The organism is Massilia sp. DJPM01 (genome assembly GCF_030348125.1).
Classification (GTDB): domain Bacteria; phylum Pseudomonadota; class Gammaproteobacteria; order Burkholderiales; family Burkholderiaceae_D; genus Telluria_A; species Telluria_A frigida.
The window spans coordinates 1-23,337 of sequence record NZ_JAQOZV010000082.1 but is presented as its reverse complement, the minus strand read 5'-3'; the positions used below and the strand labels follow the sequence as shown (position 1 = coordinate 23,337).

The 23,337-nt window shown below is 64.8% G+C and carries 20 protein-coding genes; 14 read left to right on the top strand and 6 right to left on the bottom strand.

Translation table 11 applies throughout. The features are described from left to right. Positions 1-111: 111 nt before the first annotated feature. Together PO883_RS31555 and PO883_RS31550 are read right to left on the bottom strand one after the other, a co-directional pair. The gene (locus PO883_RS31555; protein WP_289313295.1) at positions 112-468 is read right to left on the bottom strand and encodes a hypothetical protein; all 357 of its coding nucleotides are present in this window, start codon (positions 466-468) and stop codon (positions 112-114) included. Positions 469-688: 220 nt separating this feature from the next. Next, positions 689-1,504, bottom strand: a complete 816-nt coding sequence (locus PO883_RS31550) for a M48 family metallopeptidase (RefSeq protein WP_289313294.1) — start codon at positions 1,502-1,504, stop codon at positions 689-691. A gap of 373 nt (positions 1,505-1,877) precedes the next feature. Here PO883_RS31550 and PO883_RS31545 point away from each other — a divergent pair, with 373 nt between their 5' ends. The 3 genes from PO883_RS31545 to PO883_RS31535 all read left to right on the top strand — a co-directional run bounded on the left by PO883_RS31545 (position 1,878) and on the right by PO883_RS31535 (position 6,192). Further along, entirely contained in the window at positions 1,878-3,254 is a 1,377-nt protein-coding gene (locus PO883_RS31545) for a DUF4214 domain-containing protein (protein WP_289313293.1), read from the top strand. Positions 3,255-3,841: 587 nt separating this feature from the next. Continuing rightward, positions 3,842-4,573, top strand: a complete 732-nt coding sequence (locus PO883_RS31540) for a DUF4214 domain-containing protein (RefSeq protein WP_289313292.1) — start codon at positions 3,842-3,844, stop codon at positions 4,571-4,573. Positions 4,574-4,794: 221 nt separating this feature from the next. Next, on the top strand, positions 4,795-6,192 hold the full coding sequence (locus PO883_RS31535; RefSeq protein WP_289313291.1) for an amino acid permease: 1,398 nt from the start codon (positions 4,795-4,797) through the stop codon (positions 6,190-6,192). An 81-nt stretch (positions 6,193-6,273) separates the two neighbouring features. On the opposite strand, the gene PO883_RS31530 is transcribed toward PO883_RS31535, so the two are convergent. Continuing rightward, entirely contained in the window at positions 6,274-6,732 is a 459-nt protein-coding gene (locus tag PO883_RS31530) for a thioesterase family protein (protein ID WP_289313290.1), read from the bottom strand. Between the two features lie 85 nt (positions 6,733-6,817). Between PO883_RS31530 and PO883_RS31525 the strand changes: the two genes are divergently transcribed. Further along, positions 6,818-7,936: a hypothetical protein gene (locus PO883_RS31525; RefSeq protein WP_289313289.1), complete on the top strand. Its 1,119-nt coding sequence runs from the start codon at positions 6,818-6,820 to the stop codon at positions 7,934-7,936. A 487-nt stretch (positions 7,937-8,423) separates the two neighbouring features. Next, a complete protein-coding gene (pstS, locus tag PO883_RS31520) occupies positions 8,424-9,488 on the top strand; it encodes a phosphate ABC transporter substrate-binding protein PstS (protein WP_289313288.1) in 1,065 nt (354 codons plus the stop codon). Between the two features lie 34 nt (positions 9,489-9,522). Here pstS and PO883_RS31515 read toward each other — a convergent pair whose 3' ends face one another. Continuing rightward, positions 9,523-10,338: a ferritin-like domain-containing protein gene (locus PO883_RS31515; protein ID WP_289313287.1), complete on the bottom strand. Its 816-nt coding sequence runs from the start codon at positions 10,336-10,338 to the stop codon at positions 9,523-9,525. A 55-nt stretch (positions 10,339-10,393) separates the two neighbouring features. After that, complete coding sequence (locus PO883_RS31510) at positions 10,394-11,290, bottom strand: MBL fold metallo-hydrolase (protein WP_289313286.1); 897 nt, start codon at positions 11,288-11,290, stop codon at positions 10,394-10,396. A gap of 127 nt (positions 11,291-11,417) precedes the next feature. On the opposite strand from PO883_RS31510, the gene PO883_RS31505 reads away from it, so the two are divergent. From PO883_RS31505 to PO883_RS31490, 4 genes are all read left to right on the top strand, one after another. Then, positions 11,418-12,410 (top strand): GlxA family transcriptional regulator, encoded by a 993-nt coding sequence (locus tag PO883_RS31505; RefSeq protein ID WP_289313285.1) that lies wholly within the window; start codon positions 11,418-11,420, stop codon positions 12,408-12,410. 101 nt (positions 12,411-12,511) lie between these two features. Then, positions 12,512-14,617 carry a TonB-dependent siderophore receptor gene (locus PO883_RS31500; RefSeq protein ID WP_289313284.1) on the top strand — a complete coding sequence of 702 codons (2,106 nt, stop codon included), beginning with the start codon at positions 12,512-12,514 and terminating at the stop codon, positions 14,615-14,617. A gap of 203 nt (positions 14,618-14,820) precedes the next feature. After that, positions 14,821-15,582, top strand: a complete 762-nt coding sequence (locus PO883_RS31495; RefSeq protein WP_373890123.1) for a glycoside hydrolase family 28 protein — start codon at positions 14,821-14,823, stop codon at positions 15,580-15,582. Between the two features lie 267 nt (positions 15,583-15,849). Further along, the gene (locus PO883_RS31490) at positions 15,850-16,539 is read left to right on the top strand and encodes a hypothetical protein (RefSeq protein WP_289313283.1); all 690 of its coding nucleotides are present in this window, start codon (positions 15,850-15,852) and stop codon (positions 16,537-16,539) included. Between the two features lie 237 nt (positions 16,540-16,776). Here PO883_RS31490 and PO883_RS31485 read toward each other — a convergent pair whose 3' ends face one another. After that, on the bottom strand, positions 16,777-17,520 hold the full coding sequence (locus PO883_RS31485; RefSeq protein ID WP_289313282.1) for a hypothetical protein: 744 nt from the start codon (positions 17,518-17,520) through the stop codon (positions 16,777-16,779). A gap of 370 nt (positions 17,521-17,890) precedes the next feature. Between PO883_RS31485 and PO883_RS31480 the strand changes: the two genes are divergently transcribed. From PO883_RS31480 to PO883_RS31460, 5 genes are all read left to right on the top strand, one after another. Continuing rightward, the gene (locus PO883_RS31480) at positions 17,891-18,100 is read left to right on the top strand and encodes a hypothetical protein (RefSeq protein WP_289313281.1); all 210 of its coding nucleotides are present in this window, start codon (positions 17,891-17,893) and stop codon (positions 18,098-18,100) included. Positions 18,101-18,230: 130 nt separating this feature from the next. Continuing rightward, positions 18,231-21,671 carry a DUF4132 domain-containing protein gene (locus PO883_RS31475; RefSeq protein WP_289313280.1) on the top strand — a complete coding sequence of 1,147 codons (3,441 nt, stop codon included), beginning with the start codon at positions 18,231-18,233 and terminating at the stop codon, positions 21,669-21,671. Positions 21,672-21,815: 144 nt separating this feature from the next. Next, positions 21,816-22,391, top strand: coding sequence for a hypothetical protein (locus PO883_RS31470; protein ID WP_289313279.1), 576 nt, complete (start codon positions 21,816-21,818; stop codon positions 22,389-22,391). 98 nt (positions 22,392-22,489) lie between these two features. After that, complete coding sequence (locus PO883_RS31465) at positions 22,490-22,963, top strand: diguanylate cyclase domain-containing protein (RefSeq protein WP_289313278.1); 474 nt, start codon at positions 22,490-22,492, stop codon at positions 22,961-22,963. A 45-nt stretch (positions 22,964-23,008) separates the two neighbouring features. Continuing rightward, complete coding sequence (locus PO883_RS31460; protein ID WP_289313277.1) at positions 23,009-23,290, top strand: iron chaperone; 282 nt, start codon at positions 23,009-23,011, stop codon at positions 23,288-23,290. Positions 23,291-23,337: the final 47 nt, after the last annotated feature.

The window sequence follows — 23,337 nt, the reverse complement described above, 5'->3', positions numbered from 1 at the left end:
CGCACCGCCAAGCCGCGAGCGCGCGCCTTCCGGTCAACGGCAAAGGCGTGGATTGGCCGGAACAGGTAAAAGACGAGAGATATGGAGGGTCATGGGCGACGCGGCGGATACTCAGCGTGCGTGCAGCTCGCGGCGGACACATTCCAGATCGCCCCGGTCGAGTGCTTTCCAAAGGATCAACGCAGTTTGTCTCTTGACGCGTTCGAGCTCGACTGGCGGCGCTAGCTCAACGTGATAGTCGGTGTCTTTCCACTGCGAGAATTCAACCCGGCCGGTTTGATAGATATCCAGAACAAACATCGTTCCATCGGCAGGCCCGTAGCGCAGCCATGCGTTTGGATGCTCGTCGTCGCGTGACGAATACACTTCTTTCAGTGCCCGCTCAAGGTCTTTTCCGCTTGGGTCCGGGATATCGCTGCCATAACGGGTGGTAAGAATACAAAATGATCGCTCCGCGCTGATTTCCACCGATTGGGTGGTGTCCTTTGATCTCCGGAACAAACAGTTGGCGATTATTCTGGACACGGGTCGTGTTTCCCGGTCGCGCAATATGCCGCGAACTCGATGCGAGATCGCGGTCAATGCAGGCCCGTCGGGGCCGGCGTCGCGCGACTGCCGCGCATTGCGCAGGCAGAACCAGCCGGAACCAGGCTGCTGGTCCCGGCCGGCCCGTCACATCATCGCAAGCTTACTTTTGCTTGGCCGCTGCATACAGCGGCGCCACGCGCACCTGCATCGACGTGAGCGAGGCGATCCGGGTCTGGTTCGACGGGTGGGTCGACAAGAACTCGGCCGGGCTGGAGCCGCTCGACGCGGCCGCCATCTTTTCCCATACCGACACCGCCGCGCGCGGGTCATACCCGGCACGTGCACCCAGTTCCAGGCCGATCGTATCGGCTTCCGACTCGTGCTCGCGCGAGTTAGGCAGCGAGAACAGGTAGTACGAAGCCTTGTTGGCCAGGTCGACAGTCAATGCCTTGTCCGGTGCCAGCACCTTGGCCAGCGTGGTCACAGTGCCGGTTGCCTTGGCTTCCGACATGCGCTCGCGGCCATGTTCGCGCAGCGCGTGGGCGATTTCGTGGCCCATCACCATGGCGATCTCGTCGTCGGTGAGCTTGAGCTTGCGAACCAGGCCCGTGTAGAAGGTGATCTTGCCGCCCGGCGCGCAGGTCGCGTTGAGCACCGGGGCGTCAATCAGCGCCAGCTCCCACTTCCACTCTGCGGTATCGGCGCGGAACACCGGTACTTGCGCTTGCAGCCGTTTGGCGATGCGGTCCAGGCGATCATACTCGGCGCCGCTGTTGACCAGCCGCCCTGCCGCCCTGGCTTTCTGGTTCTGGCTGCTAAATCCAGACAGTGCCATCGCGTCCACTTCAGCCGCTGGCACGATCATGAACTGCGAGCGCGTGACGCCCACCGTTCCCGGCAGCGTGCTGCTGGCACAACCGGCCAGGGCGGCAAGAACGGCGATCAGGCCAAACCTGGCTTGCACGGTTTTCCTCATTTTGTTACTCCGATTCATGTTGAAAAAATTTCCTAGAATAATTATTTATTGCAAGCATGATGTGACTTAGGTTAACATCATGCTTGCTTAATCATCATAACCGTTAGCCGCCCGCGTTCGTCGCAATGAATTGACTAAACATCACAAAATCATTATGCCAACACACAATACCCCTGCGCGCACGCTTGCTTACCGGCGCTTACACTTGCTAACACCCTATTAACAAGAAATACAAATTTCAATATAGAAATTGAATGCCAACCGTGAAATACTTGATCCGGGATAGGCGCCCAGCGGCCGGGAAAACAGCGCCACGACACGCCCCATCCCTGGCATACGGCTTCCCCTAACGAAAAACAACAAGGAAATCACGATGACTTACCCCACCATAGACTACCTGGGCGTCCTGACCGCGCAAGAAATCGCTTCGGCGCAGCCGCTGACGTTCAAGACCTACGTTCCGAGCGGGACCTATCAGTCCAACTGGGATCTGGAAGCGAGCACGAGCACAAGCCAGCCTTACGCGATCCTGCACGAGCTGTTTTCGTTTACGGCGGTCGAGGATGCCACCTACGATATTTACAGCTTCAGCTTTTTCGACCCCTTCCTGATCCGGGTGTACGACAATCTCGGCCGCGTCATCGCCGTCGACAAGGAAAACGCCGACATTTATGGCATGGACCACCTATCGAAGTTCGTGGCGCCCTATTCGGGCACCATGTACGTCGACGCCGGCTGGCACCAGGGGTACGCGGATAGCCATAAACACGTCTCGCTGTACATCGACGTGGACCTCGACACCATCCCGAAACCGACCAACACCCTCATCGGCACCGACTACACCGACCGCTTCGTCGCCACCAAAAGCAGCGACCTCGTCAACGGCTACAAGGGCATCGACAGCATGGTGTATACCGGCAAGCGCGCCGACTACAACATCGTCAAGAGCGCGGACGTGCTCACCGTCAGCTCGAATCTCAGGAACGAGGGCACGGATGTCCTGCGCAGCGTGGAAAAGCTGGTCTTCGCCGACAGCGTGGCCGACATGCAGTACGGCGAGCTGACCCAGGCCCTGTACATCGGCTACTTCGGCCGCGCCGCCGACGTGGGCGGACTGAAGAGTTTCCAGGACCAGCTGGGCAGCCTCGGTTCGCCCACCAGCGCGACCGACCTGAGCGCCCGCTACGCCAAGGACCCGGCCGTGAAGAAGCTGATCGATTCCTTCGGCACCAGCGCCGAATCGAAGGCACTGTATTCGGGCGATACCAAGACCTTCGTCAAGGCCGTCTTCAATAACGTCCTGAACCGCGACCCGCAGCAGGCCGGCCTCGATTTCTGGACCAAGGCCATCGACTCCGGTTCGCTCACGCGCGCCAACGCCTCGCTGTCGATCCTGGCCGGCGCGCAGACCAATACCTCGGTCCAGGGCATGAACGACGCGCTGCTGGTGAACAACAAGATCAGCGTGGCATCGAACTTCACGTTCGGGCTGGAAACGGATGGCAAGGCCGCCTCGTACAACGGCCTCGGCGCCGCCGCCGTGGCGCGCGAGCTGCTCAAGTCGGTGACCGCCCTCACCGATGCGAACACCTTCCAGAGCACCGTCAAGCTGGCGCTGGGCGCTCTGCCGACCGTGTCGCGCAGCGCCCCGGAGCACACGCATGACCTGCCGCTGGCCCAGTTCGACGGCCCCGCCATCGCCCTGACCGGCCTGGACAGCCATGCGGCGGACCTGGCTTTTTCGGCCTGATCGACGAGGCGCGCGGAGCTACCGCAACCGGGCGGGGCGCCCCGCCGCTCCGGCCCTTGCCAATCCGTCCACCACGTCTGGCGCGCCGTTACCCGGCCAGCGTGACCCGACACCGCCGCCAGCCGGCGCCGCAGGCCTGTGCTTGCCTGGCACGCCAGCGCCAGTCGCTTGCAAGTCAGTGCGCAAAGTTTCCAAGAGTAACTAACAATTGCATTGTGAGCATAATGTCGCGTACACTGCGATGTTTAGCGCAAGTCCTCGGTCTGGCTGGCCATTCTCAAACTGCCTCACGCCGCGCCAGCGGCCTTCGCGCCTCCCGCCGGGCAGCCTTGGGAAGCGCAGGCCAGCGACCAGCCGATCATGCTCACCGGCATACGCAGCAGCGTCAACGGCGCCGCCTCGCCGGCCTGAACCTCCGCCCCACCATGAATGAAACCCAATTCCAATGACATACAAGACGATCGACAGTCTGCCAGACCTGAGCGCGGCGCAAATGACGGCGGCCCAGATGCTGGCCTTCCCCCCCCCTGAGCATCCCGATCACGGTCGCAGCCTGGGACGTCCGCATCGATTTCACGGATTTCCAGATGCGCACGCCCGGGGACGACGTGCTTTCCTTCAGCGCGATTGCCGGCATTTCCTACGATATCTTCAGCCGTAGCGGGCGCGCCGCCGACGTCGCCGGCCTGAACAGTTTCCAGACCCAGCTCACGGCCCTGGGCGCGCCCGCCAGCGTGGGCGAGTTCAGCGCGCGCTATGCCGCCGACGCAGGGGTGAAAAGCCTGATCGACTCCTTCGGCACCAGCGGCGAATCGCAGGCGCTCTATAGCGGCGACAACAAGGCCTTCGTCAACGCCGTTTTCCTCAACCTCCTGAACCGGGTTCCGGGCCAGGCCGGCCTCGACTTCTGGAGCGGCGCCATCGATTCCGGCGCGCTCACCCGGGCCAATGCCTCGCTCTCGATCATGGCCGGGGCGCTCGCCAACAACAGCTTCCAGGGGCACGCGGATGCCGCCCTGGTGCACACCAAGATCGACGTGGCGTCGAATTTCACCTTTGCGCTGCAAACGGAAAAGGCCAGCGCCGCCTACACCGGCGCCGAGGCGGCGGCGGTCGCCCGTACCCTGCTCAGGTCGCTGAACGCGGACACCGACATCCTCGACTTCCAGGCGTCGGTAAAAGAAGCCATCGGCAAACTGCCGCCGGTTCCGCGCAGCGCGCTGGAACACCTCGCCGACCTGCCGCCGGCCGACGGCGACGCCGCGCTAGTGTTACTCACCGGAATCGATAGCATTCACCACGCCGCCCTGTTGGGCTGAGCGGCAACGCCATCATGCGGCACGCGCCAGGTCCGCCTGGCGCCGTGCTTTCCGCGCCCAGTTCCGCGCAACGGTTTCCTTTTCACCATCTTTTGTCTTGTAACTCGTCAATGAGCGCGCCCGGTACGCTACAATCGCGGGCGCAGCAGTCGTACGCCCAGGCAGTAAAGAAGCTCCCGGGTGGCATCTTAAAAACATAAAGACTTTAAGCGAGACAATTGATGAGCCTTTTCCGAACAAAAAATCTGGACGATATGGTGGCGCAAAGCCGCGCCGCTGGCGGGCTGAAGAAGGTGCTGGGGCCGCTTGACCTGGTGTTGATGGGCATAGGCGCCATCGTCGGCACCGGTATTTTCGTGCTCACCGGCACCGGCGCGCTGACCGCCGGCCCGGCCCTCACCCTCTCCTTCGTGATCGCCGCGATGGCCTGCGGCTTCGCCGCCCTGTGCTACGCCGAATTCGCCTCCACCATTCCCGTGGCCGGCTCGATCTATACCTACAGCTACGCCACCATGGGCGAGCTGGTGGCCTGGATGATCGGCTGGGATTTGCTGCTCGAATACGGCTTGGCCACCTCGGCCGTGTCGGTCGGCTGGTCCGGCTACTTCCAGTCGCTCATCGGCGGCCTGGGCATCAAGCTGCCGGTCGCGCTCACCGCCGCGCCCGGATCGATTCCCGGGGTCGACACCCTGTTCAACCTGCCCGCCATGGTCATCATGCTGATCCTGACGGCCATGCTCTCGTTCGGCGTGCGCGAATCGGCCCGCATCAATAGCGTGATGGTGGTGATCAAGATCGCCGTGGTGCTGCTGTTCATCGTTGTCGGCGCGCGCTATGTCGAACCGGCCAACTGGCAGCCATTCATGCCGTTCGGAATGAAAGGCACGATGAGCGCCGCCGCGCTGGTGTTCTTCGCCTTCATCGGCTTCGATGCGGTGACCTCGGCGGCGGAAGAAGTCAAGCGCCCCGAGCGCGACCTGCCGATCGGCATTATCGGCTCGCTGGTGGTCTGCACCATCCTGTACGTGATCGTTTCGGCCATCATGACCGGCATCGTGCCTTACCAGCAATTCGCCGGTGTCGATCACCCGGTCTCGCTGGCCCTGCAATACGCCAAACAGAACTGGGTGGCCGGTTTCGTCGACCTGGGCGCGATCCTGGGCATGACCACCGTGATCCTGGTGATGAGCTACGGCCAGACCCGCGTCATCTACGCCATGTCGCGCGACGGCTTGCTGCCCAAGCGCCTGTCGGCCGTGCATCCAAAATTCGGCACGCCGTTCTTTGCCACCTGGATGGTCGGCATCGTGTTCGGCCTGATTGCCGCCGTGGTGCCGCTGGGCGTGCTCGCCGAGCTGATTAACATCGGTACGCTGGCGGCCTTCTGTCTGGTGTCGGTGGCCGTGATCGTGCTGCGCAAAACCCGCCCTGACCTGCACCGCGCGTTCCGCTGCCCCGGCGTGCCGGTGGTGCCGGGACTGGCCATCATCTTCTGCCTGGCCCTGATGACCTTCCTGAGCAACACCACCTGGATTGCCTTCGGCATCTGGCTGCTGATCGGGCTGGTGGTGTACTTTGCATATTCGCGCCGCAATTCGCTGCTGAACACGCAAAAATAAACGCCACGGCGTTCATCTTGCGCCGTCGTTCTTGCCATTGGCGGAAACGACGGCGTTTTACCTTGCGCCCGGCGTCCCGGCTTATTTGCCGGGCAACAGCTTCTGCGGCGGAAGCAATTTGCAGATCGCGCCAGGCAAGGGCACCGACTTTTCGGCCGGGAAATTGACCCACACGACTTTGGCGCCACCCTCGGCGTGCAGCTCGCCAGGGTTGCCGTCGGCGCCGACCAGACGGATCTGGTGGAACATCTCGAAGCTGGAGCGTCCCGGCGGCCCCACGAAGGTCCGGATTTCGATCTCCCCCGGATACTTGAGCTGCTTGAGGAAGGAACAGTGGGCATTGACGATCACCGGCCCTTCCCCGGCCGGTTCGGGCGCGCACGCGATCTGCTCGAACCACGAAATGCGGGCCTGTTCGATATAGCGGAAGTACACGGTGTTGTTAACGTGTCCCATCGCGTCCATGTCGCCCCACCGGATCGGCATGCGCATGGTGTGGACGAGGGTCGGCGGCAGGGTTGGGGCAAGTGTATTTGTCATGGCGCGATCTTACCATCGGCGCCGCCGCGACGCCCGGCACGGCTGAACCCGGCGCAAGGCATCAATCAACAAGACAGGAAAGTGCATGGAAAAAGAATCAGTGTCGCTGTACCAGACCAAGGGCTCGACCGACAAGGAATACCACTGCCACCTCGACCCGGTCGAGGGCGGCTGGATGGTGTACGGACGCAACGGACGGCGCGGCAGCGCGCTGACCCACCAGGCCAAGACCGCCACGCCCCTGCCCTACACCGAGGCGAAGGGCATTTACGACACCCTCGTCAGGACCAAGCTCAAAGGTGGCTACAGCCCTGACGATGCCGGCGTGCCCTACCAGGGCACCGAGCTGGCGTCGGATTTCACCGGCGTGCTGCCGCAACTGCTCAATCCCATCGCCGAAGAGCGCGCCGCCAGGCTGCTGCAAGACGACGACTGGCTGATGCAGGAAAAGGACGACGGCCACCGGCGCATGGTGTCGGTCAAGGCGCCGGGCGAACTGGTCGGCAGCAAGCGCAACGGCTTTCCGGCGCCGCTGCCGCTGGGCGTGGTGGCCGACCTGGCGGCCCTGCCCGCCGGCACCATCCTCGATGGCGAAGCATTGCCCGGCCCGCGCCTGAGCGTGTTCGACATCCTCGAACTGGGCGGACGCAAGCTGCACGAACTCGGCTTCGAAGAACGCCACGCGCTGCTCACGCAAGCCGTCAAGCCTGGGGCCAATGTGTCGGTCTCGCCCGTCTATCAAGGCACGGCGGCCAAGACCGAGGCGTTCGAGCGCATCAGGCACAAGCGCGGTGAAGGCGTGGTGTTCCGCAAGAAGGATGCCAGCTACGCCCACGGCCGCCCGGCCTCGGGTGGCGACGCCCTCAAGCACGTGTTTTACGAAACCGGCACCTTCGTGGTCGACCAGGTCGCCAAGGGCAAGCGCAGCGTGCACCTGGCGCTGTTCGACGCCGCCGGTGGCAAGGTGGACATGGGCAAGGTCACCATTTCCTCGAACTTCGACATCCCCCCGGTCGGGGCGCTGGTCGACGTGCGCTACCTGTATGCGCACCCCGACGGCAAGCTGCATATCTCGACCTACAAAGGCATCCGCGACGACCTCGACATCTCAGCGTGCAGCACCGCGCAGCTGAAATACAAGGCCGACGGCGCGCTTGAAGAAGGCGAAGGCGAGGACGAAGAGAGCGACGCCGCAGCCGCCTGACGCTTGCACAACACATCCAGGCAGGCTACCGCAGCGATGCGGTGGCTTTTTTTACGCCCGTGAAGAATGTCATTTGAGCAATTCATACGTGAAATACAATGGTTATAATTGCAATATTTCACATGTTCGCACTTCACCCCCTCTAGCGCGATGCTCTATAATGCCGCTAAGTGCGCGCAATTCCGAGCTTTTCCTCTAAAGCCGCGTTCACAACCCTTTTTTCTTTATTACCGTGTAGAATTGTTTATTGTTAGAAGTCACTTGCCAATCAGTCGCTGGAGAGCGTGCCAGCGTCACCGTTGCGGCCTGGTCCCGGCCCTGCGCCGCATCCACCACTGGCGGCAATCCGGCGTTACGCCTGGCGTAGCCCGGGCATAGCGACCATCCCGCGCCCCTATTTCCCGCCCTGGCCCAATCCACGCCCGGGCGCCGGGTGCATGCGTACGCAACATCCCTGAACCACCTTAGCCGAATACGGAACACCGATATGTCATTCAAAAATAAGATCCTGTTTGCCGCCATCGTTGCGGTTTCTCCTGCCACCTACGCGCAGACCCAAGTGTCGGGCGCTGGCTCGTCGGCCGCCGAAATCCTGTACGCCTCGATGGCCGCTTCGTACAGCAAGTACGCGCAAGTGAACGTCAAGTACCAGCCCAGCAGCTCCACCGACGGCCTGCAGCAAGTCAAGGCGCGCAAGGTGGACTTCGGCGCCACCGATGTGGCCTTGTCCGCGGACGAGCGCAAGTCGGCCAAACTGCTGTGCTTCCCCACCGCCGTTTCCGGCATTGTGCCGATCATCAACTTGCCGGGCGTTACCAGCGGACAGCTCAAGCTGACTGGCGAGCTGCTGGCGGATATCTTCAGCCGCAAGATCACGAAATGGAACGATCCCAAAGTGCAGGCAGTCAATGCCGGCCTGACGCTGCCGGCCCTGCCGATCACGGTCGTGACCCGCGTGGACAGCTCGGGCACCACCTTCAACTTCACCGATTACCTCAGTAAAAGCAGTCCGGAGTGGAAAGCCGCTTACGGCAGCAACTACAGCGTCACCTGGGCAGCCGGCACGACCCCGGTCAAAGGCAGCGCCGGCGTGGTGGCCGCGCTCAGGCAGACCGCCGGCGCGATTGCCTACGTGGACTACCAGTATGCGTCGAAGAACAAGCTGAACTTCGCCCTCCTGAAAAATCGCGACGGCAAGTTCGTCGCGCCAAGCGGCGCCGGCTTCTCGTCGGCGATGAACAATAGCGGATGGGTGACCAAGGGCGCGTACGAGGAAATGCTGACCGACAAACCGGGCGCCGCCAGCTGGCCGATCACCGCCAGTACCTTCGCCATCGTCCCGCTGGTCAGCGGCACGCCCGACAACGCCGTGGCCGTCATCAAATTTTTCACCTGGGGCTTCGTGCACGGCGATGCCGCCGTCGGCGGCACGGCCTTCGTGCGCCTGCCTGATAATGTCCAGGGCCGCATCTTCGGCGAACTGACCACCATTACCGACACGGCGGGCGCGCCGCTCAAATGGTCGCTGGCCGACATGCTCAAGATGCGCTAGACGTATCGCACGGCGGCAGCAGCCGCCGTGCGCCTTACGAAAAATCCACCAGCTCCGCCTCGGTAAACCCGGCGCGGCGGCGCGCTTCGAGATTGAATGGTCCCTTGAGTACCGGCGCTTCGTAGCGCAGCGCCAGTTCCTGGTACGCCGCCTGCGGATCGAGCCCGTGCCGCTCGCACAGATAGCGGTACCAGCGGTTGCCGATCTCCACATGCCCGACCTCGTCGCGCAGGATGATGTCGAGGATGGCCGCCGCCGCCATGTCGCCCGCCTGCGCGATCTTGGCGCGCAGCGGCGGAATCGCATCGAGGCCGCGCGCTTCCAGGGTGCGCGGCACCAGCGCCATGCGCGCCACCACGTCCCCCTTGGTTTTCTCGACCATCTCCCACAAGCTGTCATGCGCCGGGAAGTCGCCGTAGTTATGACCGAGCACTTGAAGGTGCGCGGCCAGCATCGAGAAGTGATACGCCTCTTCCTGTGCCACGCGCAGCCAGTCGGTGTAATACGCCGCGGGCAGGTCCGGGAAACGCCACAGCGCGTCGAGCGCCAGGTTCATCGCGTTAAACTCAATGTGGGCCAGCGAATGCACCAGCATCGCGCGCCCTTCCACCGTCACCATCGAACGCCGCCCCACCAGCCGTGGCGGCACCAGCAGCGGGCGCTCCGGCCGGCCCGGAATCGGGCGCGCCGCGTCAGGCCGGTTCACATCGAACACGGCGCCATTATCCACCAGCCAGTCACCGGCCAGGTGCGCCTGCGCCAGCGCGGCAATCAGCGCGGTCTTGGTCGCGGGATCGGGTTCAAGTAAGCACTGCAGCGCATGTGCGCGCAGTTCCAGCGGTTGCGCCATCGTATAACCCCGTGCATATAAATCCGGGCAGTATACCAAGCCTGCCCGGCACGGATCAGAAGCGGTACGACTGGCCGTCTTGCGGCACCAGCACGCGCGTCGGATCCATGTTCTTTTCCACGATATGGTCGCGCAGGTCCTTGCGCGTCTGCATGAGGTGGTTCAGGGCTTCCATGTGGATGCCGACCACCGTGGCCTTGGGCGCGAGCTGGCAGGCGCGGTACAGGTCTTCCTTGCCCATGATGATCGATCCCTCGAAGCCAAGCACGCGCGCGTAGCCGGTGTTGAGGATGATGACATCCGGCTGGAACTGCTTGATCGCCGACTCCACGTCGCCGTTCCAGACCGTATCGCCCGCCACGTACACGCTCTTGTAGCCGGCCCGCTCGAACACCACGCCCGACACGGCACCCATGCGCTTGGCCAGCGGCGTCGCCATCATCTGGTCCGTGCCATGTACTCCGGCCGTCTTGCGCAGGCGCGTCCCCTTGAACACCGTGTCCCCGTCCAGCACCCGCACGTCCGTAAACCCATCCTTGCGGATGCTTTGCGCATCTTCTTCATTCTGCGTGAAGATCGGCATATCCTTGCGCAGGCTTTGCTTGGCCGCGTCATCCCAGTGGTCGTCATGCGTATGGGTGACGACGATGGCATCGGCCTTCACTACCTCGCTCAGCGGCAGCGGCAGTTCCACCAGCGGATTGCGCAGATGGCTGTTGTAGGTGCCCTGGAAGCCCGGAAACGCGCCCTTCCTGGCCAGCATCGGATCGACCAGGAAGGTCGTTCCCGCGTACTCCAGCTTGATGGTCGCATTGCGGATTTGCTGAAACTGCACGGCTCCGGCGCTCTGGGTGCCGGCGCTGCCGCCCGTGCCCGCACAGGCAGCCAGCGAGGTGGCAAGGGCGCCGGCGGCGGCGCAGCGCAACAGGGTCGGGTTTGAGATGAGGGACATGCAAGTTCTCCTGATAGTGGGTTTAACGAGCCGGGATCTGTTGTTTCCCGAAGACTGAAGCGTATTTTCCGCCCGTACCGGCGCGCCGGACAGTGGCCCGAAGGCCGACATTCGATATAATCGGGCCATGCGAACACTAGTTGCCTCCTCCGCCCCGCGCACCGTGGCCATCGTTGCCTTCGATGGCATCACGCCCTTCCACCTGTCGGTGCCCTGCCTGGTCTTTGGCGCCCATCACGGCGACGGCGCGCCATCCCCATTCGCGGTGCGCGTCTGCGCGCTGGAACACGGGCCGCTGCGGACCTCGGCGGGCTTCGCCATCGCCCCCGAGTGCGGGCTTGAAGCGCTGGACCAGGCCGACATCGTCGTCATGCCCGCGTGGCACGACGACTGCCGCCGCGCACCGCCAGCCTTGCTGGACGCGCTGCGCCATGCGCATGCGCGCGGCGCGCTGGTGGTGGGCCTGTGCCTCGGCGCCTTCCCCCTGGCCCAGGCCGGCCTGCTCGACGGCCGCAGCGCGACCACGCACTGGGCGGCGGCGGCCGAGCTGGCGCAACTGTATCCCAAGGTCCAGGTCAATCAAGAGGTGCTGTATGTGGACCAGGGCGACGTGCTCACCTCGGCCGGCGTGGCGGCGGGACTCGATTGCTGCCTGCACCTGGTGCGCCAACTGTGCGGCGCCGAGATCGCCAACCGGGTCGCCCGGCGGCTCCTGATCGCACCGCACCGCGATGGCGGACAGGCGCAGTTCATCGAACGCCCGCTGCCGGTGTCGAGCAGCGAGGGGCGGTTCTCCCAGGTGCTCGACTGGGTGACACAGCACCTGGGCGAGGCCCACAGCATCGACGCGCTGGCCGAACGCGCAGCCATGAGCCGGCGCAACTTCACCCGCCACTTCCGCCAGACCACCGGCACCTCGTTCAAGCAATGGCTCCTGAGTCAGCGCATGGCGCACGTCCGGCGCATGCTCGAAAGCGGCGATGCCTCGATCGAACGCGTGGCCCAGGAAGCCGGCTTCGGCAGCGCCCTCTCGCTGCGCCAGCATTTCCGCACCACCCTGCGCACCTCGCCCTCGGCCTACCGCAAGCTGTTCCGGTCCGACCAGGGTGCAACGACCTGATTGACATGGTTTTACCCGGAGCCGAACGCCCACGCAATTGCTAATGATTCTCATTTAGCATAAAATCCTGGGCCTTTGCATGAGCTCTTGAAAGTTTTACCATGACCGCACCCCGCCTTCGCCCTCTCTGCTTCGCCATTTCCCTTGCCTGCGCCCAGGCCCAGGCACTCGCCCAGGGCGGCGACGGCGGCGTGGTGGAAGCGGTCACCATCATGGCCGTGCGCGCCCAGGGCTTCGTGCCCAATTCGGTGTCGGCGGGGAGTTTTCGCGGTGCGGATGTGATGGACGTGCCCTCCACCGTCAACGTCATCACGCGCGAGGTGCTGGAGCTGCAAGCCGCCGCCGGCCTGTACGACGCGCTGCGCAATACCGCCGGCGTCACGCGCCAGCAGAACGGCGGCGACACCTGGGACCAGCTGGTCATCCGCGGCATCGCGCTCGAAAACCGCACCAACTACCGCTTGAATGGCTCGGTGCCACTCATGAACTTCTCCCAGGTGCCGATGGAGAACAAGGAGCGCGTCGAAGTCCTCAAGGGCGCATCGGCGCTGTACTACGGCTTTACCTCGCCGGCGGGCGTGGTCAACTTCGTCACCCGGCGCGCCGCCACGGCCCCCGTCACCAGCTTCGGCCTGAAACTGGATGACCAGGGTACGGCGATGGCCAACGTCGACATCGGCCGCCGCTTAGGCGCGCAGCAGCAAGTCGGCGTGCGCGTCAACGCCGCCGGCGGGACGCTGGGCAGCTTCCTCGACAACGTTGGCGACGGCCACCGGCGCTTTGCCTCCGCCGCGCTGGACTGGCGCGTCGACAGCCGCCTGCTGCTCAAGGCCGACCTGGAATACGACCGCCGCAAGATCACCGAGCAAGCAGGCGTGGCGCTGCCCGCCGCCGTCAACGGCGTAATCGCCCTGCCACGCACGGTGGACCCGGCGCGTCTGGTCGGCCCGGACATCGCCCAATTCAACGCCACCAGCAACAGCGTGGCCCTGCGCGCCGACTACACGCTCGCCGAGGGCTGGGCGCTCACGCTCGAAGGCGGCCGCTCGCAAGTGGCGCGCGAACGCAACCTGGCGATTTTCCGCTTCACCAACGCGGCCGCCGTGGCGACCGGCGCCGGGCGCATCGCCGGCAATGCGCAATACAGCGTGCTTGGATCAAGCATCGTGCGCGCGGAGCTGTTCGGCAGCGCCACCACCGGCGCCATCAGGCACGAGATGACGCTGGGCGTGAGCCGCACCGGCAAGACCCAGGACCCGATCTACCAGAGCAATTACGCGGTCGCCGCGCAAAACCTGTACGACCCGGTGGCCATCGGCGCCATCACCTGGTCGGCGCGCCCGTCCAGCCCCACCAGCGCCGCCCTCGACACGCGCGACGACGGCCTGTACGCCATCGACCGCATCGAACTGTCGCCCGAATGGCAGCTCATCGCCGGTGCGCGCAAGGTGCGCTACCGCAGCACGCAGGGCGCGAACGATTACGCCGCCAGCAAAACCACGCCGATGGCGGCCCTGATCTACAAGCCGCTGGCCGCGCTGTCCCTGTATGCCTCCGCCGCGCAAGGCCTGGAAGAAGGCGAGCCTGGCCCGGCCGGCACCGTCAACCAGGGCGAACGCATGGCCCCGGGCGTGAGCCGGCAGAAGGAACTGGGCATGCGCTGGCGCAGCGCCGGTGGCACCCTGCTGTCGGCGGCGCTATTCGACATCGACCGTCCCGGCTACTACACCAACGCCGCCAACCTGTTCGTGGCGGACGGCGCGCAGCACTACCGGGGCGTGGAGCTGGCGATCCAGGGCCAGTTGACGCGCCAGCTGGCGTGGCAAACGTCGGCCCAGTTCCTGCGGCCGGAATTCGCCGGCATCAACGCCAGCTACGACGGCAAGCTGCCGGAAAACGCCGCGAAGCAGACCGCCAGCACCTTCCTCTCGTATGCTTTCGACGATGCCGTACCCGGCCTGTCGCTCAACAGCGGCATGTATTACACGGGCCGCCGTCCGGTCAATGACCTGAACCAGGCCTGGCTGGGCGGCGCTACCTTGTGGACCGCCGGCGCGCGCTACGTCAACCAGACCATGGGCAAACGCACCACCTGGCAGGCGAATATCGAGAACCTCGGCGACAAGCGCTATTGGGCCGGCGCCGGCGGACGCCTGGCAGCCGGCGCGCCGCGCACCATCAAGCTGGGCGTGAAGGTCGATCTGTAAAGACAGCGGCAACGCGAGCGCAGGGGGCCGCTTCCCCCCTCGCCGCGCTGATGAAATCCGCCGGCGCGCTGACGATATTGTCCATCCGGCGTGACGGGAATGGCCATTTTCAAACGCGTCTGCTAACCTCGACAGGCAAAAAAACGTCATTGGAAAGCGCCACGTGAAAATACGCAAATCCGCGGCGAGGCGCCTTTCCGGCCATCTGCGCATGCTGGCCGCAGCCGCTCTGGCCCTGTGCAACGCTGCGCAACGCAGCCAACTACCATGTGGCGATGAACCGGGTCGACGGCTTTACCGCGTGGGCGATCCGCATCGACACGCCGCATGACGCGCGCAACACCGACGGCATCGATCCCGGCTCGTCGCGCAACGTCACCATCGCCCACAGCCATATCCGCACCGGCAACGACAACGAGGCGATCAAGGCGGGCCACAACGGCCCGTCCGAAAACATCTCGATCCTGCACAACCGCTTTTACAGCGGCCATGGCATGTCGATCGGCAGCGAAACCAATGGCGGGGTACGCAATGTGCTGGTCGAGGACCTCGACATGGACGGCACTACCTCGGGCCTGCGCATCAAGAGCAACGACCGGCGCGGCGGCGAAGTCAAAGGAATTGTCTACCGCAATGTATGCCTGCGCAACGTGCAGTGGCCGCTGTACATCGATACCAACTACGTGCCCGGGCCGCCGGGCGAGCTGATTCCCGATTATGCCGGCGTGCGCATGGAGCGGGTGCACAGCCTCCCGCCGGGACGCGGCGTGATCCTGCAAGGCTACGACGCGAAGCGCCCCTTGCGGCTGACACTCGACGACGTGATGGTGGACGGCAGCCCGGCACTGAAAATCGACTTTGCGCGCCTGGCCGGCCAGCTCAATCCAGCGGGCGCCAAGGGCATCGACTGCGGCAAGCGCCTGCAGCCCTTCCCGGACGATGCGGCACGCGTAGCACAACAATAACGCCACCTGCGACGAACAGCCGCAGACACCGGGAGAGCTCGAATCAGCCGGCGGGCGGCGCCGACGGCGGGGTCCGTCCCAGAGCGCTTGAAGGCGACGTGCAGTTGCCCAGATCGCAGGCAAAATCGTGGAATTGGTGACTATTTGTTAGTATTGCTGAAAATAAAGATAGTAAACTGGGTGAATGACGAGCGCCATGGCGCTTGCCTGGCTGGCGTACCGTTTCGGACGCGGCCACAATGAATCACTCACGTGAAACGGAACCGTATGACATTGACCAGGATCGCCGCTGTACTACTGATGTCGATTCCGTTTGCCGGCTGTTCGGGCAATACTGAACTCGATGAGGCGAAACAGAAAATTGCCAAGCTTGAGGCCCAGCTGGCATTCGAAAAAGCCACACATCCCGCCCCGGAAACAGCCAAGGTAACGCCGAAAGCCGGCAGCAAAGGCGCGCCGCAAGCGGCGGCGGCTGCAGTTGCCATCGCAAGTGCCCCGGCTGCGCCGACGGGACAGCAGTGGAACTATTCGGCTACGGCGGACAAGATGACGGGAGGCACAACCTATAACGCGGCGGTCAGCAGCAGCAATACGGTGAGTTTCGATTTTCCGTATTCCGGCCAACAACACGGCACCCTGAGCCTGCGCATTGACCGGAAATACGGAAAGGATGTGATGTTTTCCATCGAAAAAGGGCAGATTCTGTGTCACTCCTTCCAGGACTGCGTCGTGCTGGTCAGATTCGACGATGAGAAGCCGACCAAATATGCCGCCGCCGGACCTGCCGATAACAGCTCCGATACCATTTTCATCCGTGGGTATGACAAGTTTTCGGCAAAGCTGCGAAAAGCGAAAACCGTACGGCTCTCGGTCAATATCTATCAGCAAGGCGCACCTGTATTCGAGTTCGATGTCAGCGGGTTCGATCAGGAGAAATTTCAACCAAAGAGCAAATAGGCCGTCAGCGCGCGAGGACGAGCCGATGAATCAGGCAGCCTGGCCGCCTGCCGGACACGCTGTCCAGCCGGCGCGGCAACGGCCCGGCAAGGCGAGCGACCTGGTAGCCGCCAACGCCGCGCGGTTGAAGGACAAGGGCCGTCAGGGAGTGTTCCGCCGCGGCACCCTTGCCGGGTATTGTCCCGATGCGGCGTCTTGTGTACGCCGCATGGTGCGGGCGGCCCTGCCGTCAAGCGCTTAGTTGGAGAACTTGTAGAACAGCTGTTTGACAGCCTCGCCATACGCCTTGTTTTTCAACAGGGCGACCTGGGCCTGGTCGACGGCGGCACGCGAACCGCGCGAGCTGAAGTCGACGTCTTCAAACGGCTCGGGCGAGAACATTTCCCATTGCCCGGTGCGGACGTCGACCAGTGCGACTTTCAGGCGAATGCGCATATGCTGGTTCTCGTCCGGCACCAGTGCGCCCAGGATCGGGAACCACGACACCACCTTGGTGGACATGTTTTCACGACCCGATTCCAGGATGCCCCAGTAGACCATCATTTTCTCGCTACCACTGCGGGCGGCGGCCAGGCGCAGGTGGCCGGCGTAATTGGCCTTGCCCTTCCCTTCCTCGGGCACGCCGCTAAAGGCGATCGGCTGGTAGTACTGCGAAAATGCCTTGACCATCGCCTCGTCGGGAATCAGTGCGCCGGACTGCACCAGCATGACCGCGCTATTCCTGGGAAGCGTCAAGCGCTGGCGCGTCGCCAGCGCCGTGCGGATGGCTTCATCGGTGACCACCGCGTCCTGATCGATACCGAGCACGTTAAATTCCGTCAGTTCGCCGCGGTACTGGGTACTCATCGGCCGTCCGTAACCGCTCGACTGGGCGGGATAACCGGAATCCGAAATGGAACGGGTCGCGCAGCCGGACAGTAGCACCAGCAGGCACAGACCGGTAACCGCGCCACGAACGAGGGAACCTTGGGGAAAATGCATTTTTATCTTTCTATCATGATAGTGAGCGCAAATCATACGGCAATTCATCTTCTCCGCTCACCAAAAAAACCGGCCTGCCGCGACTAGTTTGTTACCAGACGTTTCACGGCCAGCGCGGCCGTCGCCCACGCTTACGTGTTGCCGCGTCGCGCCATTTACATGTCAACCGATCCGTTCGGGTAAGCGCTATGGGTATGGCGCCCCGGAACACCCTCGGCTCGCAGCTGTTGCGGCCATGGCCCGGAATTTGCTCAAGTGGGTAGCAGTGGGAGTCGCCTGCATGTGCGGCTGTCACATGGTGCGTGCATCGATGTCTGCGACAGCGCGCCCGCCGCCCGACTTAACGCCTGATCAACCGAAAGGAAATTTTATGCCTGCACGCCCACACGCCGCGCCATCCGCGGGAACGTTCATCATCATGCAACAGCGCGGGCATGACCGTATCCTGTTCGAAGTCAATGCCGGGAAAATGGTGTCCATTCGGGTGGAACCGGACAGCGGCGAACCGGCCGGCGCCGTGGCGGACGAGGACGGCGCCGCTCGCGCCAGCCTGCTGATGGACACCAAATCAATTTGCTGATCGCCATACGGGCCGGGCACCCAGGTGCGGCACGCCGCCGTACCGGCCCGCCTTCTTGCCTGCGATGAAAGCATGCCCGGAACTGTAGTATTCTGGCGAACAATCACCGAACTACTCTGGATCATGCGGCATGACAGCTCCCACATTCGCCGCCACCGATGTAGCGCCATGGCTCGCCGGCGGTCCGGTCATCGACCTTGCGCCGGCCCTGGCATCCGTGGCGCTGCCTTCGCGCCGCTTTCCCGGAACGCCACCAGCGCGCGACGCCGACGCCGCCTGGAACACGTATCTGGCGCATGCGCGCCGCAAGTGCAATTTCGTCAGCAAGGAAGACGGCCACCGCGAAGCGGGTGAGCGGGTGCAACACGGCCTGCGCGACGGCTCGCTGCTGTCGGACGTGATACTGCTCGCGGCCCAGACCATCTTCGAAAAAGACCTCAAGCGTGCCGACGGCTCGCCCTTCATCGATTTCCTGGTCGCCAGCAAAGGCTTGCCGCATGCGCTGGCAGTCTTGCTGGAGATGGAAAAATCCTGCCGCCTGCATTCGATGATGGGCGACGTCTACCTGTCCGAGAGCGGCGGACGGCGTTTCTCCCTCGGGCTGGGCGTGTTCTGCGCCACCGAGCTGGCCCTGCGCGCCCACCTGGCCGTGGCCGACGCCGGCACCTATGCCCTGTGCGTCCAGATGATCCGGCGCGCGCTGCCGACCCTCGAAGCGTGCCGCCAGCCGCTGCTCGGCGTGCTGCTGCCCGACGTTCCCGACCTGTCGGACGAACTGGCGCTGCTACCCGACATCCTGGCCGATGACCAGTCAGCCGCGTGGCTGCGCCTGACCGCCACCGCGCCGGCCAGCCTGGCCGCCCTGAGTGGCTTCAAGGCGCGCGAAGGCTACTGGCACCAGATGTACCATGGCGACCCGGGCGCCGTGGCGAGCCTGGTGCGCGAACGCGGCGTCGACGCGGTCGCGCTGCTGGAAGACGGCGCGGCGATTCCGGCGGCCGGCCGCGCGCTGGCCTGCATCGGCACCCCGGCCTCGATGCGCGCCATGGCGCTCGCCTGCGACGTCAACAAGGATGCGGTAGTGCGCTTTTCCAAGGCCGCGCAGCGCTGGCCGCTGGCCGCCATTGCCGCGCTCAGTGAACTCATCGCCCTCGACGGCACCGGTCCGGCATCGGCGCGCACGGTCCTGGCCGCGCTGGCGCACGCGCATGCGCAGTCGCTGGCGGCGTTCGCGCCGTGGATTTCGGCCGGCGCCGCGCGCGTGCTCGCCGAGATCGGAACCGGCACCACCGCCCCCGCCCCCGCCGACAGCGCCGATACAAGCGGCCTGCCGCCGGTACTGGCCTGCCCGCCATGGAAGGCGGCGCCCAAAAAAGCCGCCGCCCCGCTGCTGCTGGAACCGCTCGCGCTGGCGCCGGTGGAACGCTGGAGCGCCGCCGAGCGCGCCGCCATGATCCACGTCCCCGTTCCCGGCTACGCTCCGGCCGACATCCTGAAAGATCCGGTCCTGGCGGCCAAGCACCTGGGGATACAGAAGCCGCCCTACACCCGGCAGGCGGCAAGCGCCATTACCAACGTCGACACGGCCGCGCTGATGGCCGCATGGCGGGCTACCGAGGGCACCGGCGGGGGCATGAACAGCTGGGTGCTGGCCAGCTTGCCCGAACCGATGAACGAACAAGTGTGGAATGCCCTCGACGGTTTCGAGATGCGCGATCCAGGGCATGTGGTGGGCACCTTGGGCGTGCGCGGCCTGCCCGGACTGGTGGCCATGTGCGAACGCCGCCCGGCGCAGGAACTGCGGCACGCCGCCCACATCGGCGCGGTGGAGCTGGCGGTGCCGGTGGCGCGCGCCTGCGCCACGCTCAAGGCCGGCGCCGCCCGCACCGGCGCGCGCGACTGGCTGCTGGCCTATCCCGAGCATGCCGCGTGCGCCCTGATTGCGCCGGCGCTGGGCAAACCCGGCGCGGCCCGCGACCAGGCGCGCGCCGCCCTGCTGCTGCTCGCCACCGCCGGCCATGTACCCCTGCTGATGCGGGTGGCCGCGCGCTACCCGCAAAAAGGGGTGGAAGCGGCCCTGCACGCGCTGCTCGACGCCGACCCGCTCGACCACTATCCCGCCAGGATCGCCAGGCTTCCCGATTTCTGGCAACCGCAAACCTGGACCCGGCCGCGGCTTGCGGCGGGCGGCCAGGCCCTGCCCGCCGCAAGCCTGGAGCACATCGGCATCATGCTGCGCTTTCCGCACGCCGATGGCGTGTACGCCGGCGTCACGCAGCTCAAGCAAGCCTGTACCAGCGCCTCGCTGGCGGCCTTCGCGTGGGACGCGTTTCGCGCCTGGACCGATGCCGGTTCCGAATCGCGCGAGAGCTGGGCCTTCACTGCGCTCGGCCTGCTGGGCGACGACGACAGCGCGCGCAAGCTGGCGCCCCTGATCCGCGCATGGCCGGGCCAAGGCCAGCATGCGCGCGCCGTCACGGGACTCGAGGTACTGGCCCGGATCGGCAGCGACACTGCGCTGGTCCTGCTCAACGGCGTCGCCCAGAGGGTCAGGTTCAAAGCCCTGCAAGACCGCGCGCGCGACAAGATCGCCGACATCGCCGAGGCGCGCGGCTTGAGCGCCGAGGAACTGGAAGACCGCCTGGCGCCCGACCTGGGCCTGGACCCGCAAGGCACCCTGCTGCTCGATTTCGGCGCGCGTACTTTCCTGGTCGGCTTCGACGAAGCGCTCAAGCCCTGCGTGCGCGGCGCCGACGGCAAGCGCTTGCCCGACCTGCCCAAGCCGAACCAGGGCGATGACGCGGCCCTGGCCGGCGCCGCCGTGGCGCGCTTCAAGCTGCTCAAGAAGGACGCGCGCACCATCGCCGCGCAGCAGGTGCGGCGCCTGGAAGTGGCGATGTGCACGCGGCGGCGCTGGGATGCCGGCGTGTTCCACACCTTCCTGGCCGGGCATCCGCTGCTGCGCCACCTGGTGCGGCGCATCGTCTGGGGCGCCTACGAGGCCGACGGCGGCGGCCTGCTCGCCTGCTTCCGGGTCGCGCCCGACGGCGCCCTGACCGACGCCGCCGACGACGCCTTCGCGCTGCCGTCCGGCGCGGCGATCGGCATTCCCCATGCACTGGAGCTCCCGGCCACCGATGCCGCCGCTTTCGGCGCCCTCTTGGCCGACTACGAACTGACCCAGCCCTTTGCCCAGATCGGGCGCGACACCCACACCCTGGACCAGGCCGAACAAGCGGCCGAGCGCCTGCTGCGCTGGAACGGCACGCTGGTGCCCACGGCGCGCGTGCTCGGACTGGCCGAGCGGGGCTGGCGGCGCGGCACCCCGCAGGACGGCGGCGCCATCCACGACTTCTTCAAGTTCGTGGCGCCGCAACGCATTGTGGTGCTGCGGCTCGATCCGGGCATCTTCGCCGGCGCGGCCGACAGCGCCCCCGAACAGACGCTGCGCGAACTCGAAACCGGCGCGGGCGACAAGTGGGGTAGCGTGGATCGCCCCGAGCCGATGTCGACCCTCGATCCGATCACGGCCAGCGAACTGATTCGCGATGTGGAGGCGCTGTGGGCGTGAAGGTGAAGTTCGAGGGCTGATCCACTCTCCAGGAAACGTAACAGGGCGCAATCGGCCCTGATTAAGCCTCATCCTTCCCGCCGTTGCCACCAGATGGCCGCAACGGCCGGGCATGACCTTATAACGATTTCTCAGGAGAATGAAATGACCACGACAAGCAATGCACAACGCAGACTGCTGCTACAGGCCGCTGCCGGGATCGGCGCGGCTGGCCAGCTCGGGCTCGGTAACGCCGCCGCGGCCGCACTGGCACCGGCGGCAAGCGGCAAGCCCGGCGATTTCGATTTCCTGTCGGGCGAATGGACCATCCACCACAAGCAGTTGAAGGAGAAGCACTGGGACTCGTTCGACGGCGAAGCGACCGTGATCGGCATGCTGGGCGGCCTGGCCAGCGTCGAAGAGTTGCGCATTCCAGCGCGACATTTCAGCGGCATGGGGCTGCGCATCCTCGACGTCGAGAAAAAGCTGTGGGCCGACCACTGGTGCAACCGAAAGAACGGGGTACTCAATCCAGCCTCGTGGGGCAGTTTCAGCAACGGCGTCGGCACCTGGGACAGCGCCGATGTCGAGGAGGGCAAACCGGTCATTACGCGCGGCGTATGGGACCGGATCGGCGCCAACTCGTGCCGCTGGTACCAGGCGGTCTCGCGCGACGGCGGCGCCACCTGGGAAGAAAACTGGATCATGGACTGGCAGCGGGCCGCGATTCGCCTGCCGTGAACGCCGACAGGATCTGACTCAATTTGCTATGCTCGCCTGACCAGGGCGACGCATTGCTGTGCTGCCCGCCGTCGACGCGAGATTGGATGACGCTGGCCATGCATACGGTTATTGACGATGTGGACGATGCCGCGCGCGTACGCGCGCTTGAGGCGCTCGCCTTGCTCGACACGCCGCCTGAAGAGCGCTTCGACCGGCTGACCAAGACCATCAACGATACCCTCGGGCACGCCGGCGGCGACGCAGTGCTCAAGGAATTCGGCCGCCGCCTGACCGCAGCGGTGAGGAAAACCGGCACCGTCTGCCGTCTCGCCGGGGACGAATTCAGCATCGCCCTGGAAAACGTGGAGTCGGCCGCCGAATGCGACACGGTCGGGCAGAAGCTGGTGGCCGCGATGGCGCTGGCCTTCGATGTCCTTGGCCAGCCGTGCAGCGTGTCGGCCAGCATCGGCATCGCCTGGTGCCCGCATCAGGCCGCCACAGCGCAGGTGCTGGCCACGCATGCGGACGCGGCCCTGTACGGCGCCAAGCATGCGGGCAAAAACCAGTATCGTGTCGCCGGCGTGCCCTGACGATGGCGCGCCGGCCTGACTATCGGCAACTCTCAAGGTGACATCATGACCGTGTTCGCGGATTTCCTGGCGCAGATCGCCGATCCACAGCAACGTGAACGTACGCAAGCCGTTCTCGATTGGTTAGGCGAAAAGTTCCCGCAACTGGATGGGAAAATCGCCTGGAACCAGCCGATGTTCACCGATCACGGCACCTTCATCATCGGTTTCAGCCTGGCCAAGCCGCATCTGGCGGTCGCGCCCGAAGCGGCGGCGATCGATCATTTTGCCAGGGAGATCGAACAGGCTGGCTATGAACATACCAAACTGTTGATCCGCATTCCGTAGAACCGCGATGTCGATTTCCCACTTCTCCAGCGAATTGTCGAATTCAA

Coding starts and splice junctions, on each gene's coding strand:
- PO883_RS31550 (WP_289313294.1), bottom strand. CDS start 1,504: ATGAGGAAAACCGTGCAAGCCAGGTTTGGCCTGATCGCCGTTCTTGCC.
- PO883_RS31545 (WP_289313293.1), top strand. CDS start 1,878: ATGACTTACCCCACCATAGACTACCTGGGCGTCCTGACCGCGCAAGAA.
- PO883_RS31540 (WP_289313292.1), top strand. CDS start 3,842: ATGCGCACGCCCGGGGACGACGTGCTTTCCTTCAGCGCGATTGCCGGC.
- PO883_RS31535 (WP_289313291.1), top strand. CDS start 4,795: ATGAGCCTTTTCCGAACAAAAAATCTGGACGATATGGTGGCGCAAAGC.
- PO883_RS31530 (WP_289313290.1), bottom strand. CDS start 6,732: ATGACAAATACACTTGCCCCAACCCTGCCGCCGACCCTCGTCCACACC.
- PO883_RS31525 (WP_289313289.1), top strand. CDS start 6,818: ATGGAAAAAGAATCAGTGTCGCTGTACCAGACCAAGGGCTCGACCGAC.
- pstS (WP_289313288.1), top strand. CDS start 8,424: ATGTCATTCAAAAATAAGATCCTGTTTGCCGCCATCGTTGCGGTTTCT.
- PO883_RS31515 (WP_289313287.1), bottom strand. CDS start 10,338: ATGGCGCAACCGCTGGAACTGCGCGCACATGCGCTGCAGTGCTTACTT.
- PO883_RS31510 (WP_289313286.1), bottom strand. CDS start 11,290: ATGTCCCTCATCTCAAACCCGACCCTGTTGCGCTGCGCCGCCGCCGGC.
- PO883_RS31505 (WP_289313285.1), top strand. CDS start 11,418: ATGCGAACACTAGTTGCCTCCTCCGCCCCGCGCACCGTGGCCATCGTT.
- PO883_RS31500 (WP_289313284.1), top strand. CDS start 12,512: ATGACCGCACCCCGCCTTCGCCCTCTCTGCTTCGCCATTTCCCTTGCC.
- PO883_RS31490 (WP_289313283.1), top strand. CDS start 15,850: ATGACATTGACCAGGATCGCCGCTGTACTACTGATGTCGATTCCGTTT.
- PO883_RS31485 (WP_289313282.1), bottom strand. CDS start 17,520: ATGCATTTTCCCCAAGGTTCCCTCGTTCGTGGCGCGGTTACCGGTCTG.
- PO883_RS31480 (WP_289313281.1), top strand. CDS start 17,891: ATGCCTGCACGCCCACACGCCGCGCCATCCGCGGGAACGTTCATCATC.
- PO883_RS31475 (WP_289313280.1), top strand. CDS start 18,231: ATGACAGCTCCCACATTCGCCGCCACCGATGTAGCGCCATGGCTCGCC.
- PO883_RS31470 (WP_289313279.1), top strand. CDS start 21,816: ATGACCACGACAAGCAATGCACAACGCAGACTGCTGCTACAGGCCGCT.
- PO883_RS31465 (WP_289313278.1), top strand. CDS start 22,490: ATGCATACGGTTATTGACGATGTGGACGATGCCGCGCGCGTACGCGCG.
- PO883_RS31460 (WP_289313277.1), top strand. CDS start 23,009: ATGACCGTGTTCGCGGATTTCCTGGCGCAGATCGCCGATCCACAGCAA.